Below are 18,147 nucleotides of genomic sequence, written 5' to 3'. Positions count from 1 at the left end.
GATGACGAAGGTTCAACCCGACTGGCTTGCGCTCGCGACGCGTTTCGCGCAACTGCCCGACGCGCAGCGCGCGGTTTTCATCGACAAGCTCGGCGCGGCCGGCATCGACTTCCGCGTGCTGCCGATCCCGCCGCGCACGCCACGCGGCGACCGCGTGCCGGCATCGTTCGCGCAGACGCGGCTGTGGCTGCACGCACGGCTGATCGATGCGCCGGACGCGTACCACATCACCGAGCGCCTGGCGCTGACGGGCCCGCTCGATGTACATGCGCTGCGCCTCGCATGCGATGCACTGATTGCGCGCCATGAAGCGTTGCGCACGACCTTCGACGAAGCGCAGGACGGCGTCGCGCAGACGATCCACGCGCCGCTGCGCTGCCCGTGGCGCGAAACCGATCTCGACGCGTTGCCGGACGCGCAACGCGTGCCGCGCGCGGAAGCGGTCGCGACGGCCGACGAAGCCGAACCGTTCGATCTCGGCACGGCGCCGCTCGTGCGCGCACATCTGATTCGCATCGACGCGACGCATCACTGGCTCGCCCTGACCGTGCATCACATCGTGTCGGACGGCTGGTCGTCGGGCGTGATGCTCGAAGAACTCGCGGCGTTCTATCGCGCGTATGCGTCGGGCGAGCCGGTGCCGCTCGCGCCGCTGCCGATCCAGTACGCCGACTACGCGCTGTGGCAGCGCCGCTGGCTCGACGCCGGCGAGCGCGACCGTCAGCTCGCGTTCTGGCGCGAGCGGCTCGATCCGCAGCGCGGCGTGCTGACGCTGCCGGGCGCGACCGCGCGGCCGGCGCGGCGCAGTGCGCGCGGCGCGCGCCATGTGTTTGCGCTCGACGCGCGCATCGGTGCGCGGTTGCGCGCGTTCGCGGCCGCGTCCGGCGCGACGCCGTTCGCGGTGCTGCTCGCCGCGCTCGATGCGCTGCTGGCGCGCGCGACCGGCGACGCACGGATCTGCGTCGGCGTGCCGGCCGCGAACCGCGAGCGCGCGGAAGTCGCCGGCCTGATCGGCTTCTTCGTCAACACGCTCGCGATCGACGTCGACGTGGCCGCGCACGGCGATTTCTCGTCGCTGGTCGCGCATACGCAGCGCGCGCTCGTCGACGCGCAGATGCACCAGGACGTGCCGTTCGAGCAAGTGGTCGACGCGCTCGGCGTGCCGCGCAGCGCAAGCCACCATCCGCTGTTCCAGGTGATGGCCGCGTATGGCGAACGCCGCGCGCTGCCGGCACTCGGCGCGGCGTCGGCCGCGTTGCTGCCGTCGGGCACGCCGTCCGCGAAATTCGACCTGACACTGTCCGTCGAAGCGACACCGGATGGCACCTTCGACGCCGCCTTCATCTACGCGCTCGACCTGTTCGACGCGGATGCGATCGCACGGCTGGCCGCGCGCTTCGTCACGCTGCTGACCGATGCGCTCGCGCGCCCCGACCAGCCGATCGGCGATCTCGACTGGCTGCCCGCCGACGAGCGCGCGCAGCTCTTCGCGTGGAACGCGCCGGACGGCGCGACCGCTGCCGAGCCGTTCGTCCCGGTGCATGCGCGCATCGCCGCGCATGCACACGCGCGGCCCGGTGCACGCGGCGTCGCCGATATCGATCGCGCGTTGACGCGCGGCGAAGTCGATGCGCGTGCCGCGCGCCTGGCGCGCCATCTGGTGGCGGCCGGCGTGCGGCCCGAGATGCGCGTCGGCGTCGCGCTGCAGCGCTCGGTCGACCTGCTCGTCGCGCTGATCGCGGTGCTGAAGTCGGGCGCCGCGTTCGTGCCGCTCGATCCGGCTCACCCGCGCGAACGGCTCGCGCAGATCGTCGGCGATGCGAACATCGCGCACGTGCTGACCGACGCCGCGAGCGCCGCGTCGCTGCCCGAGTTGCCGGCGCTGCGCGTATGGCGCGCCGATGCGATCGATGCGATCGATGCGCTCGACGCCGCCGCGCACGTCGCGCTGCCGGACGTGCTGCCCGGTCACGCGGCGTATGCGATCTACACGTCGGGTTCGACCGGCAAGCCGAAGGGCGTGATCGTCGACCATGCGTCGTTCGCGCTGCATTGCGCGGCGATCGCCGAGCGTTATGGCGCGAGCGAGAACGACGTGTTCCTGCTGTTCCAGTCGGTCAATTTCGACGGCGCGCACGAAGGCTGGTTTTCGCAATACATGTCGGGCGCGGCCGTGTCGGTGACGGCCGACGTGCTGTGGCCGCCCGCGCAGACCTGCGCGATGATGATCCGCGACGGCGTGACGATGACCTACGTGCCGCCCGGTTGCGCGGCACAGCTCGCCGAATGGGCGCTCGCGCACGGCGCACCGCCGACGCTGCGTTCGCTGACCGTCGGCGGCGAGGCGACGTCGCGCGAGGCGTTCGCGATGCTGCGTCGCGCGCTGCCGAACGTGCGCGTGGTCAATGGCTACGGCCCGACCGAAACGGTCATCACGCCGACGCTGTGGATGTTCCGTCCCAGCGACGATCTCGCGAAGCTCGGCGACGCCGCGTATCTGCCGATCGGCACGCTGGTCGGCGCGCGCACCGCGCACGTGCTCGACGCGCGGCTGCATCCGCTGCCGGTCGGCGTGATCGGCGAACTGTATCTGGGCGGCGAGGGGATCGGCGTCGCACGCGGCTACCTCGATCGTCCGGCGCTGACGGCCGAGCGTTTCGTGCCCGATCCGTACGGCGCGCCGGGCGCGCGACTGTACCGTACCGGCGATCTCGTGCGGCGCCGCGCGGATGGCGTGTTCGATTTCATCGGCCGCGTCGATCATCAGGTGAAGCTGCGCGGCCTGCGCATCGAACTCGGCGAAATCGAAGCGCAACTCGCCGCGCACGACGCGGTGCGCGAAGCATGCGCGGTCGTGCACGGGCAGGGCGCGCTCGCGCAGCTCGTCGCGTATGTCGAACTGACCGCCGATGCGCAGGCGGCCGCGCAGCCGGTCGAAGCCGCGACGCTCGACGCGCATCTGCGCCGCACGCTGCCCGATTACATGGTGCCCGCGCAACTGATCGTGCTCGACGCGCTGCCGCGCAACGCGAACAGCAAGGTCGACCGTGCGCGGCTGCCGGCGCCGGTGCGCGTCGAACGTGCGTACGCGGCGCCGCACGACGGCGACGAAGCCGCGCTCGCGGCGATCTGGTGCGACGTGCTGAACCTGGAGCGCGTCGGCCGCGGCGATCACTTCTTCGATCTCGGCGGCCATTCGCTCGCGGCCGTGCGCGTCGCGACGCGCGTGGCCGAACGGCTCGGCCGCGACGTGCCGGTGCGTGCGCTGTTCGAGGCGCCGGTGCTCGCGCAGTACGCGCTGCAGGTGGCCGATGCGCCGCGCGCCGCGCAGGCGGGCGCCGCGGCGCCGGGCGTCGCGGTGGTCAAGCCGGACGCACACGGCGTGTGGCCGCTGTCGCCCGCGCAGCTCGGCTTGTGGTTCCTGTGGCGCGCGCAGCCGGACAGCGCCGCGTACAACATTCCGGTCGCGCTGCGCGTGCGCGGCCCGCTCGATGTCGATGCGTTGCGCGCGGCGTTTTCGGATGCGGCGACCGTGCATCCGGCGCTGCGTGCGCGGCTCGTCGTCCGCGATGGCGCGCTGCCGGGCCAGCGGATCGACGCAGGCGTTGCCGTCGATCTGCCGCTGATCGACCTGTCGGCCCAAGCCGATGCGCCGGCCCGCGCGGCCGCGTTGACCGACGCGGATGCACTCGCGCCGTTCGACCTCGCGGCCGACGCGCCGCTGTGGCGCGCCCGCGTGTTGCGGCTCGGTGCGGACGATCACGTGCTGTCGGTGACGATCCACCACATCGTGTCGGATGGCGAATCGATCGAGCTGTGGCTCGATGCGGTGCGCGCCCGCTATGTCGCCCGCGTGCAGCGCCGCGCCGTGCCGGCCGATAAAGCCGTCCAACCGGCCGCCCAACCGGTCGTCCAACCGGCCGTCCCGCTCGTGCTGCCCGCGCCGTGCCATCCGGCCCGTGTCGCGTACTGGCGCGATGCGCTCGCCGATCTGCCGTCGCGCGTGTTGCCGCAGCGCGCCGACGCGCCGGCCGTGCCGCAATGGCGCGCGGCCCGCATCGCGTTCGAATTCGATGCGCAACTGATTCGCGCCGCGCGCGACGCCGCGTCGGCCTCCCACGCCACGCTGCCGATGCTGCTGCACGCGGCGCTCAATACCGCGCTGTTCCGCGCGACGGGCGCGGCCGACCAGCCGGTCGGCGTGCTCGCGTCGACGCGCGAACTCACCGGCGACGCGGCCCGCGCCGCGCTCGGCCTGTTCATCAACTCGGTCGTCGTGCGCACGCTGCTCGACCCCGCCGCGCGCCGCGCGGACGTGCTGGCGCAGGTGCGCGACACGGCGCTCGCCGCGTATGCGCATGCCGACGTGCCGTTCGCCGACGTCGTGGCCGCGCTGCGTGCGCCGCGTGCCGCGCAGGCCAATCCGCTGTTCCAGGTGATGTTCAACTACCTGCGCCCGACCGGCGCCGCCGCGCGCGACTGGGCCGGCCTGTCGCTGGCCGAATTCGACGACGTGCGCCATCGCGTCGTGTTCACGCTGGAGCTGGACGTCGTCGAGCATCCGGACGGCCGCGTGAGCGCCGCGTTCTCGTATGCGGACGAACTGCTCGCACGCGATTTCGTCGAGACGCTCGTCGATCTGTATCACGACGAAGTCGCACGTTTCGCCGGCGCGTCGGAGGCCGCGCTCGGCGCGCCCGATGCGCGCGCAGCCACGCGCGCTGCGTTCGGCGCCCACGCGAATGCGGAAACACGGAACAACGCAATGCCTTCGCATGCCGCCGCCGTGCTCGCCGCGCTGTGGTCGGACACGTTCGCGACGGCCGCCCCCGAGCCCGACGCGAACCTGTTCGAAGCCGGTGCGACGTCGTTCGACGTCGTGCGCTTCGTCGACGCAGCAAGCCGTGCCGGTCACGCGCTGACGGTCGCCGACGTGTTCGCGGCGCCGACGCTCGCGGCGCTCGGCGCGCGGCTCGATGCGCAAGCGGAAACGGGACAGGAGGCGCGCCATGCTGGCTGAGGTGCGTCCGGACGGATTCACGATGCTCGATACCTACCGCCTCGCGTTCGCGGACGGCCTGTTCGCCGTGCGCGACGGCGCGGAGATCCGCGTCGCGCAGGGCGACGGCATCGGCGCGCAGTTGCTGCGCGCGCAGCTCGGCGACGACGGCGCGCTGCGCCTCGTCGCCTACAACCATCGCGCGGCGCCGGCCGACCAGCGGCGGGCGCTGCTGGCCGCGCTGGCCGCGGCGTTCTCGGACAGCGCGCGCCACGCGGCGATCCGGCTCGACCCGGCCGCGTGGCCGGCGGTCGCGCTCGACGCGCTGCGCGCGAGCGGCGTGCTCGCCGACGGCGGCCGCTGCCTGCGCGACGGTTGGGCGCAACAGGCCGACCTGTGGCGCGTCGGCCCACCTCTGCCGTGCGCGACGCTGCCGACGCTCACCGACGGCCGGCGTCATCCGCGCCGACCGCCCGCGCCGCGCGGCGACGTCTACGCGCGCGACCTGCCGGCGCTCGGCGTGCGCTTCACGCTGCGCGGCTGGCAGCCGGCGGAGGACGCCGAACGGCTCGCGCGCTGGTTCGACGAGCCGCGCGTGCGCGACGGCTGGCCGGGCGCACAGCCCGCGCCATGCGGCGCGGAAGGCCCGCAGGAAGCCGATCCGCACGTGACGTCGCTCGTCGGCTGTTTCGACGGCGAGCCGTTCGCGTATTTCGAAGCGTTCTGGCTGAAGGAGGACGCGCTCGCGCCGCACGTCGCGGCGCGCGACTACGACCGCGGGCTGCGGATGCTGGTCGGCGAGCCGCGCTGGCGCGGCCCGCACCGCGTGGCCGGCTGGCTGCCGTCCGTCGTGCATTACCTGTTTCTCGACGACCTGCGTACCGAAGCGGTCGGCTGTGCCGTTCCGGCCGGCCACACGCGGGTTGCCGACCATCTCGCGCGGCATGGCTTCGCGCGGCAGCGCCGTCTCGCACTGGCCGACGCGCAGCCGCTGTGGATGCGCACGCTGCGCGAGACGTTCTTCTCCGGCCGTCACGTCTGACGGGCCGGATTCACCGACAAGGGAACTGAGACATGCAGAGAGAAACCGTATTCGACCTGATCGGCGTGGGCTTCGGGCCGTCGAATCTGGCGCTGGCCGTGCGCCTCGCGGAGCGCGGCGGTGCGCACACGCTCGCCCATTGCTTCATCGAGCGCCAGCCGGAGTTCGGCTGGCATCGCGGGATGCTGCTCGACGACTGCCGGATGCAGATCTCGTTTCTGAAGGATCTCGTCACGATGCGCGATCCGAAAAGCCGCTACACGTTCATCAACTACCTGTTCGAACGCGGCCGGCTGAACGAATTCGTCAACCTGAAGAACTTCTATCCGACCCGCGTCGAATTCCACGACTACCTGAGCTGGGTGGCCGACGCGTTCGACGATCGCGTCCATTACAGCGAGACCGTGCTGGGAATCGAACCGGTGCGCGGCGACGGCGCGAAGATCGACGCGCTGCGCGTGCTGTCGCGCGACGCGGCCGGCCACGAGCGCCAGCGCGTCACGCGTGCGCTGTCGGTCGGCGTCGGCGGCACGCCGGCGATTCCGGATGCGTTCGCCGCGCTCGGCCGCGACCGCGTGATCCATTCGTCGTCGTACCTGACCGACATCGACCGGCTCGTCGCGTCGCCCGACGGCGAGCGCCGCCGTGTCGCGGTGATCGGGGCGGGGCAGAGCGCGGCCGAGGTGTTCATCGACCTCGCGCGCCGCTTCCCGCACGTCGACGCGAACCTCGTGATGCGTGCAGGCGCGCTGAAGCCGGCCGACGATAGCCCGTTCGTCAACGAAATCTTCAGCCCCGAATTCACCGACGTCGTCTATGCGCAGCCGCACGACGCGCGCCGCGCGCTGCTCGAGCGCTATCGCGACACGAACTACGCGGTGGTCGACCGGCCGCTGATCGAGCAGATCTACGAAATGCTGTACCTGCAGCGCATCGACGGCACGCCGCGTCATGCGCTGCTCGCGAACAGCGCGATCGAGGCCGCGGTGCGCACCGCCGACGGCCGCATCGAGCTGACGCTGCGCGACCGGATGAGCGGCGCCACGCGCGTCGAGCGTTTCGATGCGCTCGTGCTCGCGACCGGCTACCGCCGCGACACGCATTCGGCGCTGCTCGAAGGACTCGCGCCGCATCTGGGCGATGCGCTCACGCGCGGCGACGTCACGCGCGACTACCTGCTCGCGACGCCCGAGCACTTCGCGCCGCGCATCTATCTGCAAGGCTGCTGCGAAGACAGCCACGGCCTGTCCGACACGCTGCTGTCGGTACTGGCGCGCCGCGCGGACGAAATCTGCGCGTCGCTCGAAGACGGGATCGCGCCCGCGCATGACGAAGGCGCGGCCCGGGCAGCGCACGAAAAACGACCGAACAACGGGGTGAGCGCAGGCCGGATGGCTTTCGCTCTTTGACAAAGGCGCGGTCGGAGACCGCATGAAAAAAGTGGAGCAGAAGAAGATGGAGTGGGCAACAGGCACGCGTTTGCGTGCGATCGCAGCCGCGGCAAGCGTGGCGTTCGGTACGGCGGCGGCAGGGCACGCCTACGCGCAGACGGCGCCGGCCGTGAACGCAGGCGCCGCGGCGTCGGCCAGCAGTGCGCAAAACGGCGCGACGGCGAATACGTCGGCCGCCGCGCAAAACGGCACGCTGCCGGCGATCACCGTCAACGCGGCCTCGGCGGGAGACGGCACGGTCGGGCTCGTCGCGAAGCGCAGCACGACCGGCACCAAGACCGATACACCGCTCAACGAGATCCCGCAGACGATCAACATCGTCACCGCGCAGCAGATCGAGATGACCGGCGCCACCGACGTGAACGCGGCGCTGCGCTACGTGCCGGGCTTCTCGTCGTACGGGTCGGACAACCGCTCCGACTGGTACGCGGCGCTGCGCGGCTTCACGCCGACCGCCTACGTGAACGGGCTGCAGGTGCCGAACACGATCAACCTCGCGAGCTGGCGCGTCGATCCGTACATGATCGACAGCATCAGCGTGCTGCGCGGGCCGACCTCGGTGCTGTACGGCGCGGGCGATCCGGGCGCGATCATCGACGTGCACACCAAGCTCGCCGACGGCGAGCGCGTGCGCGAAGCGGGCGTGCAGATCGGCAACTATGCGCGCAAGCAGTTCATGATCGACGTCGGCGACAAGCTCGATCCGGACGGCAAGTATGCGTACCGGTTCGTCGGCGTCGCGCGCGACGGCAACGCGCTGACGGGCCCGAACAACGACCAGCGCGTCGCGCTCGCGCCGTCGTTCCGCTGGCGCCCGGACGCGGATACGTCGCTGACGCTATCCGCGACCTACCTGCAGGACTGGGGCGACATCTCGTCGAACTTCCTGCCCGCGCAGGGCACGGTGCTGCCGAACCCGAACGGCCAGATCAACAAGGACATCTACGAAGGCGACGGCAACTTCAACTACTACCGCAAGAAGCAGTGGTCGGTCGGTTACCAGTTCGAGCGCAACCTGACGCCGGCCTGGACGTTCCGTCAGAACACGCGCCTGATGCACCTGTCGCTCGACAACGGGTCGGTGTTCGGCAACGGCTTCTCGGATGACACGCTGACCACCGTCAACCGCTGGGCCGGCGTGTTCCAGATGAACTACAGCCGCTTCGACATCGACAACAACCTCGAGGGCCGTTTCGCGACGGGCCCGCTGCAGCACACGCTGCTGCTCGGCTTCCAGTACAACCGGCAGACCGCGACCGACAGCGAATGGCTGGCCGCCGCGCCGACGCTGAACCTCTACAACCCGGTGTACGCGCCCGTCACGACGGCGGTGTTCACACCCGACTCGACGTTCCGCACCAACACGTACACGACGATGAACACGTTCGGCCTGTACGCACAGGACCAGATCAAGTGGAACCGCTGGACGCTGACGCTCGGCGGTCGCGAGGACTGGGTCAACATGCGGATGGACGATCGTGCGGGCGGCACGTCGACGAAGGCGGACGTCACGGCGTTCACCGGCCGCGTCGGCCTCACGTACCAGGGCGATTACGGGCTGTCGCCGTACATCAGCTATGCAACGTCGTTCAATCCGCTGATCGGCGTGAACCTGGTCGGCGGCGGACTGCCGCAGCCGACGCGCGGCAAGCAGATCGAAGCCGGCCTGCGCTGGCAGCCGCCCGGCAAGAACCTGATGCTGAACGCGGCGATCTACCAGATCAACCAGACCAACGTGCTCACGTCGGCGCTGCCGAGCCAGGACACGACCGGCACGAAGTCGGTGCAGACGGGCGAGGTGCGCTCGCGCGGGATCGAACTGAGCGCGACCGGCAAGGTCACGCGGAACCTGTCGGTGATCGCGTCGTACGTCTATCAGGACGTGAAGAACGTGCAGGCCAACGACGTCTCGCTGAACAACTGGCCGGTCGACATTCCGCGGCCGCGCCAGATGGCATCGCTGTGGACCGACTGGACCTGGTACACGGGGCCGCTCGCCGGCTTCGGCCTCGGCGGCGGCATTCGCTACCAGAGCGCGTCGGCCGGTGCGGCCGACAACTCGCTGACGGTCTCGAGCGTCACGCTGTTCGATGCGGGCCTGCATTACGACACGCGCAACTGGCGCTTCGCCGTGAACGGGACGAACCTGTTCAACCGCCATTACATCAGCGGTTGCCAGTCGATGAACGTCTGCATTTTCGGGACCGACCGCACGGTGATCGCCACCGCGAAATACAACTGGTGACGTCGCGCGCCGCGGCGCGCCGGCCGGCCTTCGTGGCCGGCGCGGGCCGGCCGCGGCGCCTTCGTCCGCTTTTTCCACGACGCCTCCATGCCGAAGAAAAATCTCGTCTACATCCAGTCGCTGCGCAACGGCGCGGCCGATCGCGCCGGCCAGCCGGTCGCTTATCGGGGCGGCACGCGCTACATGAAGGCGCCGCTCGAATTCCTCGTCGAGCGCCTGAACGATTCGCCGCTCGGCGAACGCTACACGCTCCAGGGCGTGATCGTCGACGACGACGACGGCTCGCCGGCCGACCGCGCGAAAGTGGCCGATTATGGTTTCACGCGCACGCCGGGCCGCCCGTGGATCCTGCCGGAAGGCCTGACGGTGCAGGGCCGGCCCATCGACGAACTGTTCTGCACGATTGCGTCGACGTACCGGCGGCTGCCGCGCGACGCGCGTGAGCGCGTGGCCGGCAAACAGGCGTTCGAGCGCCGCCTGCTCGAACGCCTGCTCGAACTCGACGCCGACATCGTCGTGCTCGACGGGCTGCTCGTGATCCTCGACGAACTCGTGCGGCCGGGCGCGCGCTTTCACCGGCGCATCGCGAACATCCACCCGGGCATCACGGCCGACGCTTCGCCGTACCAGCGGCGCGGCGCGTGGGCGACGCTCGACGCGCTGCACGGCGCACGCGGCGAACGGGTCGACTGGGCCACCGGCGCGACGTCGTCCATCGAACCCGTGACGATGACGGGTGCGTCGTTCCACTACGTCGACAACGGTATCGATTCCGGCGAGGTGATTTGCGACGTGCTCGACACGCCGATCGCGCCGGACGACACGATCCTCGAGCTGCGCTGGAACAACTTCCAGCGCAGCCTGTTTCCGGCGCTCGAACGCGGGCTGCACGTGCTCGCCGATCGCCACGACGCGGGAGCACTGTGATGCAAGACACGCTGACGAAACCGGCCGGCGCAGCCGACGCCGTCGAAGGTGAAGTGGCCGCGGCGCTCGACGGCGCCGCGCACGGGCAGGCGGCGGCCGTCGTCGAGCATGCGCTCGACGCATGGCGGCCCGACGACGCGCCGGACGCGCTGCTCGCGACGTTCGTCGCGCTGTTCAACACCGACACGCGGCACGATGCGGCGACGATCTCGGTGCCGCTCGGCGGCGCCGATGCGGCGGCCGTGGCATCGTACGTCGCGCGGGCGGTGCGCGAAGGCGTGATCGACGGCGCGCAGGTCGCGGGCGACACGCTGCGGCTCACCGTGTCGCGCACGACGTTCTGGCAGAATCCGCGGCCGTGGCTGAAGGCGCCCGCGTCGGGCGGGATGCCGCTGCGCTACGCGATCACGAACGGCCACCGGCATCCGGTGCGGCCGCCGTCGCCGGCCGGCGAGATCTATGCGCGCGATATGCCGCAGGTCGGCATGACGTTCAGCCTGCGCACCGTCGACATCGACGCGCATGCGCAACTGTTCAGCGACTGGATGAACCTCGATCGCGTCGCGCATTTCTGGGATCAGCGCGGCACGCTCGACGAGCATGCGGCATATCTCGCCGAACGGCTGGCCGACCCGCACATGCATCCGATGATCGGCTATTTCGACGACACGCCGTTCGGCTATTTCGAGTTCTACTGGGCGAAGGAGGACCGCCTCGCGCCGTTCTACGACGCGCACGACTACGATCGCGGGCTGCACCTGCTGATCGGTGACTCGCGTTTCCAGAGCGCCGGCAAGCTGCATGCGTGGTGGAGCGGGGTGCTGCACTACATGTTCGTCGACGAACCGCGTACGCAGCGGCTCGTCGGCGAGCCGCGCGTCGACCACGTGCGGCATATCGCGTACATGCATCGGCTCGGGTTCTACACGCTGAAGGAATTCGATTTCCCGCACAAGCGCGCGGCGCTCACGGTGATCGAGCGCGATACGTTCTTTGACACTTTCCGGTTGCCGTGACGGGGGCGGGGCGCACAGCGTCGGTGCGACGGTGTGCGCGGCCTTGCGATGCGCATGCATTGGCCGTCCGGTATATGGACCGCGCGGCCTGCGTCATGAAGAATGGATCGCTCCTCTCATCGACGACAGGCCGGCAGCATGAATCAGACATCCTCGACAACGTGGGACGCGACGGCGAATTCGCCTCCCGCCAAATTGACATATGCCAGCATATGTCTACAATGGGCGCATCGTACTCCCATGGAGTGGCTCATGCGCACCGTTTCCATTTTCAAGAACGCCCGTAACCAGGCAATCCGCATCCCGAAGGACATGGAGTTCGAGGGCGTCACGGAACTCGAGATCCGCCGCGAGGGCGATACGCTGCTGTTGCGGCCGGTACGTCCCACGTGGCTGTCGTTCGCGAACGAACCCGTGGCCGATGCCGATTTCCTTGCCGAACGCCCGGCCGTCATCGAGCCCGGTCGCTTCGACCTGTCCGGCGACGCCGATGCGCCGACGGAGTCCAGCCGGTGACCACGCTCTACATGCTCGATACGAATATCTGTTCGTTCATCATGCGCGAGCGGCCGCCCGTGGTGCTGTCGCGGTTGCAATCGTGCGTCAACGCGCAGCACCGGATCGTCGTGTCGGCCGTTACCTATGCCGAGATGCGCTTTGGCGCGGTTGGCAAGAAAGCGCCCCCGAAGCATGCGGAACTCGTGACGGCGTTCGTTTCGCGGCTGGATGGTGTGCTGTCGTGGGATTCCGCGGCAGTCGACGCCACCGCCGCGATTCGCGCGGATCTCGCCGTACGCGGCACGCCGATCGGCGCGAACGATGCGTCGATCGCCGGGCACGCGATCGCGGCCGGTGCGGTGCTCGTCACGAACAACGGCCGCGAGTTCGGCCGTGTCGCCGGGTTGTCGCTCGAAGACTGGGTAGCCTGAGCGCGGCGGGGCGAATGCCCGATCGCGCGGCTGTCCCGCAGCGGCGCGTCACCCGTGCAGGGCGGGCGGGTCAATGAGGAAGGTGTTGCGAAACGCGTCGAGATACCTCTCGGCGTCATCGCTGAATTCACCCGGCAACAGCGCAAACGCGCGGGCCTGCAGATCCTGCCCGAGCGTCGCGTAAGTTGCTTCGTCGGACAACAGCGCGCGGATTGCATCGTGCGTGTGCGGTGACGCGATCCGCTTCGCATCGCGCGCGAGCAGCGCCGCTGCCGCCAGCGCCGGCTGAAAACCATGTCGTTCGAGCAGGTCGGGCGCGACATCCCAGATGCGCTCGCGATTGCCCGCATCGTGAAAATGCGTGAGCAGGAACAGCAGGTCGTACGCGTCGCTGTTCTGGCGTGCGCGCCTGTCCTTCCACGCGAGCAGCTTCAGCAGCGTGAGCGCCGGCAGGCTCGCCACCGGCACCGTGATGCCGGCGCCGATCGACACGGACAGCGCGGTATCGACCGCCTCCTGAAAACCCAGCACGTTCAGCACGAAGTCGCCGCCCGGCGGCCATGCGATTTCGCCGGGAGGCGCTTCGAGCGGCCCGAACGGCACCAGATCGAGCTCGGTGCGAAAGCCGGGGATGCCGCTTTCGAACAGCAGTTTCTGTTGATGCTTCGGCGCGCGGGCGAATTGCCCGGTCGCGACGAGCGCATCGACGAGCCGTTCATGAAACGGCCAGCTGACCGCACACACCGCGACGTCGACGTCCCGCGTCGCACGCACTGGCCGGATGCCGTGGACATGCCACATCAGGAGGTCGCGTGCGGTCGCGCCGGCCACGACGAATGCCGCGTCGAGTTGCGTGCAGGCCGCGCCAACCGACTGCAGCAGCGCCACCGCCGCCGGCTCGAGCGGCCGGCTCGCATCGACTTCAAGCGGGCGGGTGAGCGAGGTATCGGTCATGGATATGTTCGGCGGCGGCAAGATTGCGGCTGTCTCCGGACGAGACGAGATCCGCATAGATCAGGAGCGGCGGCACGAGCGGCACATCTTGCTCGCGCCAGTCGAGCGTCGGCGAGCGCGGCCAGAACGCTTCCAGGATTTCGACGTCGCCGCGCGCGTCCGGACGCAGGCGGCCCTGCAGCAGCAGGCGGTTCGGCACGGCGCCGTGCGTATAAACGGTGATCGCGGCTGGTTTCAGGTCGTGCGTCAGCAGATCGGCCGCCGGCTCGCCGCCGAGTTGCGCATCGAAGGCCGCGAAATCGAAGCCGCGCCACCAGTCGGGGGCGAGCGCAGCAAACCGCCGGGCGGGCAGCTTCGCACGCAAGCGGCTCGGGTACAGCGCGACCCATTCCTGTACGAAGCGCGGCCAGTCGGGAATCAGGCGCTCGCCGTTGCGGCGCTGCCCGACGAGGCCGCGCGCGATCAGATCGTCCATCGCGAGATTGACCGTGCCGAGCGCGACGCCCGACGCGGCGGCAATCTCCCGATACGGCTGCGCGACGAGGCCCGGCTGCGTCGCAAGCGCGAACATCACGGCCAGCCCCTTCGGCGTGGTCGCGCGGGACGCCTGCCGGCGCGGCGTGCGGGCAGGTTTCGGCCGGCCCGCGATCATGACGGTCACTTCCGGCTGGATCAGGCATACGTTGCCGGCGGTGTCGAGAAACGGGATACCCTGGTCGATCAGCCCGGCGGCCAGTTCGGCGGAAAGGTGGGGCGCGACCAGCATCAGCGGCCGCTCGCCGGAGGCGGGCGCGGTCCCACCGCCGCGGCGACGCAATTCCGCGAGCGCGCCGGCCAGCGATTCCACGCGAAGGCTCACGGCGACCGGCATCTCCACTACCTGTCCCGCCACGTCGAAGCGGATCATCGCGTCGGCACGCGCGCGGTATGCCGCCGGCACGCGCACGGGCCGCGCATTGAAGCGCCGGGTTACGCGGCCGAACGCGGCGCACGCTTCGTCGAGCACGTGCTGTTCCGACATCGGGAGAGTGGCGTTCTTGGGCATCAAGGCGGATCGCTTGTTCACTTTTTTATCAGCGTACACAAAAAATGTACAAGCGTCAAAAAATGAACAAAAATTCGCAAGCCTTTGATGTGCTGGCAGTATTTCCGATATTCGAACGGCCATCGCCGGCGCCTCCTGAGCGGAAAATCGAGGTGGAGCGCGAAGTTTCGCGTGTTCGGTTCCTCCGCGGCAGTCATCCGAATGGCCGGCCCGCATGGCAACGTATGGCAACCATCAGTTGCTACCGCGACGACTATCCGTCTGCCCGGTTGCCGTCGAACTGACTATCCTTGCCTGCACATTCCCCACCGCACTTCAGGAGACGACACCGTGACGCACAGCGTGATCCCCGCAGGCCTCGCCGACGAAATGATCGAGATCCGGCACCGCATCCACGCCCATCCCGAACTGGGTTTCGAGGAATTCGCGACGAGCGATCTCGTCGCGGAGCAGTTGCAATCATGGGGCTACACCGTGCATCGCGGGCTCGGCGGCACCGGCGTCGTCGCGCAGTTGAAGGTGGGCGACGGCAAGCAGCGCCTCGGTCTGCGCGCCGACATGGACGCGCTGCCGATCCACGAAGCGACGGGCCTGCCGTACCAGAGCACGATCGCGGGCAAGATGCACGCATGCGGCCACGACGGCCACACGGCGATGCTGCTCGCGGCCGCGAAGCACCTCGCGCGCGAACGCCGCTTCTCCGGCACGCTGAACCTGATTTTCCAGCCGGCCGAGGAAGGGCTCGGCGGCGCGAAGAAGATGCTCGACGAGGGTCTGTTCGAGCAATTCCCATGTGACGCGATCTTCGCGATGCACAACATGCCGGGCTTTCCGACCGGCAAATTCGGTTTCCTGCCGGGGTCGTTCATGGCGTCGTCGGATACCGTCGTCATCGACGTGCAGGGCCGCGGCGGCCACGGCGCGGTGCCGCACCGGGCGATCGATCCGGTCGTCGTGTGTGCGCAGATCGTGCTGGCGCTGCAGACGATCGTGTCGCGCAACGTGTCGCCGCTCGACATGGCGATCATCACGGTCGGCGCGATCCATGCGGGCGAGGCGCCGAACGTGATTCCCGATCGCGCGCAGATGCGCCTGTCGGTGCGTGCGCTGAAGCCCGACGTGCGCGACCTGCTCGAAACACGCATCAAGGAGGTCGTGCATGCGCAGGCAGCCGTGTTCGGCGCGACCGCGACGATCGACTATCAACGCCGCTACCCGGTGCTCGTGAACGATGCGGAGATGACGGCGTTCGCGCGCAGCGTCGCACGTGAATGGGTCGGCGAAGCCAATCTGATCGACGGAATGGTGCCGCTCACCGGCAGCGAGGATTTCGCGTTCTTGCTCGAGAAACGGCCGGGCTGCTACCTGATCATCGGCAACGGCGACGGGGAGGGCGGCTGCATGGTGCACAACCCCGGCTACGACTTCAACGACGCGGCATTGCCGACCGGCGCGTCGTACTGGGTCAAGCTGACCGAGGCGTTCCTGGTGTGACGGAGGATGCAAGACATGCGGTACCGGGCCGACCATCGGCCCAACTTCGTAGGAGCTGCATGCGAAATGTACCAAAAATTGGTATATGATGACCGCTTCGAAAGGAGGTGACTCATGTCGCGAAACACATCCGTTTCCCTTGGCGATCACTTTGCCGAATTCGTCGATGCTCAGGTGCGATCGGGGCGATATGGTTCCGCAAGTGACGTCGTGCGAGCCGGGTTGCGGCTTCTCGAATCACACGAAACGCAAATGCGTGCGTTGCAGGAAGCATTGAAGGCTGGTGAGGCGTCCGGGGCACCCAAGCCCTTCGACAGCGAGGCCTTCCTGGCCCGCATGCGGGCAACGCATGGCGGTTAAAGGCAGACAACTTCGGCTGACTCCGTTGGCTGAGCGCGATCTTGAAGACATTTGGCGCTATACCGCCGAGCATTGGTCGCCTGAGCAGGCAGAGCACTATCACCGCGATCTGATTGGCACCATGGAAGCGCTGGCGCGCGGCAAAAAAACGGGGCGGATTTGCGTTGTTCGCGACGGGTATTTCCGATACCCCGCTGGCTCTCACGTTGTGTTCTATCGCGAAACGGATGAAACCATCGACGTCATCCGTATCCTGCATCAGCGGATGGACATCGAGCGACATCTGTAGTCGCGCGCGTCGAATGCCGTAGTCGCTACAAAGCGACGCTCAGTCCCGACAGGCTTTGTGCCGCCCCGATGCAGGCACGGCATCGATCAGTCTAGAACGCGTCCCCGCCGAACAACGCCACGACCGCATCCGGATTCGACGGCCAGTACATGTGCATGTACGTCGCGACGATTGCACCACTGCGATAGACGGCTTCGCCGCTGCCCGGCGCGCCGTCGGGGCGCGCGGCGCTCGCGACCGGTTCCAGCGGCGTCGCGAGCCGCGAATAGTGGAACGTATGGCCGCGCAGCGGCCCGGTGCGCGTATCGAGCTGCTGCATGCCGAGCGCCGCGAACCGGCGTTGCATCGTCGCCTGCCCCGGCAGCAGGCCGAGCATCGGCGTCGTCGAGCCATCCACGTCGGTCAGCGATTCGCACAGATACACCATCCCCCCGCATTCCGCGACGATCGGCCGGCCGGCTGCCGCATGCGCGCGAATCGTCCGTGCGGTCGCGGCATTCCCGGCAAGCGTCGCCGCATGCAGTTCCGGATAGCCGCCCGGCAAAAACAGCGCGTCGCAATCGTCGGGCACGGGTTCGTCGGCGAGCGGCGAGAAGAATCGCAGCGTCGCACCGAGCGCATCCAGCAGCGCGAGATTGGCCGGGTAGATGAACGAAAACGCCGCATCGCGCGCCACCGCGATCCGCTTGCCGGCCAGCGCGCGCGGCAGCGGCGCGGCCACGTCCGGTTCCGCGAACGCGACGGCCGGCGGCAAGTCGGCCAGCGCCGTCTGCGCGAGCACGTCGGCCGCGCGCTCGAGCCGCGCGTCGAGATCGTCGATATCGGCCGGCTGATGCAGGCCGAGATGCCGCTCCGGCAGCGCGATGCCCGCATCGGCCGGCACGTGTCCGAGCCAGCGCAGGTCGTCGGGCAACGCCTGTTGCAGCAATTGCGCGTGCCGCGCCGAGCCGACGCGATTGGCCAGCACGCCATGAAACGGCAGTTCCGGCCGGAACCGCGCGAGCCCGAAGGCGATCGCCGCGAACGTCTGCGCCATCGCCTTCGCCGAAATCACCGCGACGACCGGCACGCCGAACGCGGCCGCGAGATCGGCGCTGCTCGGCGTGCCATCGAACAACCCCATCACGCCCTCGATCAGGATCAGGTCCGCGTCGCGCGCGGCTTCGGCGAGCAGCGCGCGGCAGCCGGCCTCGCCGACCATCCCGAGATCGAGCGCATGCACCGGCGAGCCGCTCGCGCGTTCGAGCAACATCGGATCGAGAAAATCGGGCCCGGTCTTGAACACGCGCACGCGGCGGCCAAGCCGGCGGTGCAGCCGCGCGAGGCCGGCCGTCACCGACGTCTTGCCCTGGCCCGACGCGGGCGCGCTGACGAACAGCGCGGGGCAGGCCGGCAT

14 protein-coding genes are annotated in these 18,147 nt (G+C 69.2%); 11 read left to right on the top strand and 3 right to left on the bottom strand.

The features are described 5' to 3' along the window. The first annotated feature begins 1 nt into the window (after window position 1). The 8 genes from HWX03_RS26730 (at window position 2) to HWX03_RS26695 (ending at window position 12,609) form a co-directional block, all read left to right on the top strand. On the top strand, window positions 2-5,020 hold the full coding sequence (locus HWX03_RS26730) for a non-ribosomal peptide synthetase (RefSeq protein ID WP_175873302.1): 5,019 nt from the start codon (window positions 2-4) through the stop codon (window positions 5,018-5,020). Beyond that, complete coding sequence (locus HWX03_RS26725; protein WP_175873301.1) at window positions 5,010-6,041, top strand: GNAT family N-acetyltransferase; 1,032 nt, start codon at window positions 5,010-5,012, stop codon at window positions 6,039-6,041. The genes HWX03_RS26730 and HWX03_RS26725 overlap by 11 nt, the downstream gene beginning before the upstream one ends. Before the next feature lie 32 nt (window positions 6,042-6,073). Continuing rightward, the gene (locus HWX03_RS26720) at window positions 6,074-7,450 is read left to right on the top strand and encodes a lysine N(6)-hydroxylase/L-ornithine N(5)-oxygenase family protein (RefSeq protein WP_175873300.1); all 1,377 of its coding nucleotides are present in this window, start codon (window positions 6,074-6,076) and stop codon (window positions 7,448-7,450) included. Window positions 7,451-7,472: 22 nt separating this feature from the next. Further along, on the top strand, window positions 7,473-9,737 hold the full coding sequence (locus HWX03_RS26715; RefSeq protein ID WP_175873299.1) for a TonB-dependent siderophore receptor: 2,265 nt from the start codon (window positions 7,473-7,475) through the stop codon (window positions 9,735-9,737). Between the two features lie 87 nt (window positions 9,738-9,824). Next, window positions 9,825-10,664 (top strand): N(5)-hydroxyornithine transformylase PvdF, encoded by an 840-nt coding sequence (locus HWX03_RS26710; RefSeq protein WP_175873298.1) that lies wholly within the window; start codon window positions 9,825-9,827, stop codon window positions 10,662-10,664. Then, window positions 10,664-11,680: a GNAT family N-acetyltransferase gene (locus HWX03_RS26705; RefSeq protein ID WP_175873297.1), complete on the top strand. Its 1,017-nt coding sequence runs from the start codon at window positions 10,664-10,666 to the stop codon at window positions 11,678-11,680. The genes HWX03_RS26710 and HWX03_RS26705 overlap by 1 nt, the downstream gene beginning before the upstream one ends. 252 nt (window positions 11,681-11,932) lie before the next feature. Further along, window positions 11,933-12,196: a type II toxin-antitoxin system VapB family antitoxin gene (vapB, locus tag HWX03_RS26700; RefSeq protein WP_175819853.1), complete on the top strand. Its 264-nt coding sequence runs from the start codon at window positions 11,933-11,935 to the stop codon at window positions 12,194-12,196. Then, on the top strand, window positions 12,193-12,609 hold the full coding sequence (locus HWX03_RS26695; protein WP_175873296.1) for a type II toxin-antitoxin system VapC family toxin: 417 nt from the start codon (window positions 12,193-12,195) through the stop codon (window positions 12,607-12,609). The genes vapB and HWX03_RS26695 overlap by 4 nt, the downstream gene beginning before the upstream one ends. Window positions 12,610-12,657: 48 nt before the next feature. Here the strand turns inward: HWX03_RS26695 and HWX03_RS26690 are convergent, their stop codons facing one another. After that, a complete protein-coding gene (locus HWX03_RS26690) occupies window positions 12,658-13,563 on the bottom strand; it encodes a nucleotidyl transferase AbiEii/AbiGii toxin family protein (RefSeq protein ID WP_175873295.1) in 906 nt (301 codons plus the stop codon). Next, complete coding sequence (locus HWX03_RS26685; RefSeq protein ID WP_175819850.1) at window positions 13,532-14,608, bottom strand: type IV toxin-antitoxin system AbiEi family antitoxin; 1,077 nt, start codon at window positions 14,606-14,608, stop codon at window positions 13,532-13,534. The genes HWX03_RS26690 and HWX03_RS26685 overlap by 32 nt, the downstream gene beginning before the upstream one ends. Before the next feature lie 330 nt (window positions 14,609-14,938). Here HWX03_RS26685 and HWX03_RS26680 point away from each other — a divergent pair, with 330 nt between their 5' ends. From HWX03_RS26680 to HWX03_RS26670, 3 genes are all read left to right on the top strand, one after another. After that, the gene (locus HWX03_RS26680; protein ID WP_175873294.1) at window positions 14,939-16,102 is read left to right on the top strand and encodes a M20 aminoacylase family protein; all 1,164 of its coding nucleotides are present in this window, start codon (window positions 14,939-14,941) and stop codon (window positions 16,100-16,102) included. Between the two features lie 114 nt (window positions 16,103-16,216). Continuing rightward, window positions 16,217-16,462: a type II toxin-antitoxin system ParD family antitoxin gene (locus HWX03_RS26675; protein ID WP_175873293.1), complete on the top strand. Its 246-nt coding sequence runs from the start codon at window positions 16,217-16,219 to the stop codon at window positions 16,460-16,462. Continuing rightward, window positions 16,452-16,751 carry a type II toxin-antitoxin system RelE/ParE family toxin gene (locus HWX03_RS26670; protein WP_175873292.1) on the top strand — a complete coding sequence of 100 codons (300 nt, stop codon included), beginning with the start codon at window positions 16,452-16,454 and terminating at the stop codon, window positions 16,749-16,751. The genes HWX03_RS26675 and HWX03_RS26670 overlap by 11 nt, the downstream gene beginning before the upstream one ends. A gap of 91 nt (window positions 16,752-16,842) precedes the next feature. Here HWX03_RS26670 and HWX03_RS26665 read toward each other — a convergent pair whose 3' ends face one another. Then, window positions 16,843-18,147: a cobyrinate a,c-diamide synthase gene (locus tag HWX03_RS26665; RefSeq protein WP_175873291.1), complete on the bottom strand. Its 1,305-nt coding sequence runs from the start codon at window positions 18,145-18,147 to the stop codon at window positions 16,843-16,845.

It is taken from the genome of Burkholderia sp. BCC0397 (genome assembly GCF_902832865.1).
Taxonomy (GTDB): Bacteria; Pseudomonadota; Gammaproteobacteria; order Burkholderiales; family Burkholderiaceae; genus Burkholderia.
Note: the sequence above shows the minus strand (reverse complement) of the source record. Positions and strands in the feature narration are given on the sequence as shown.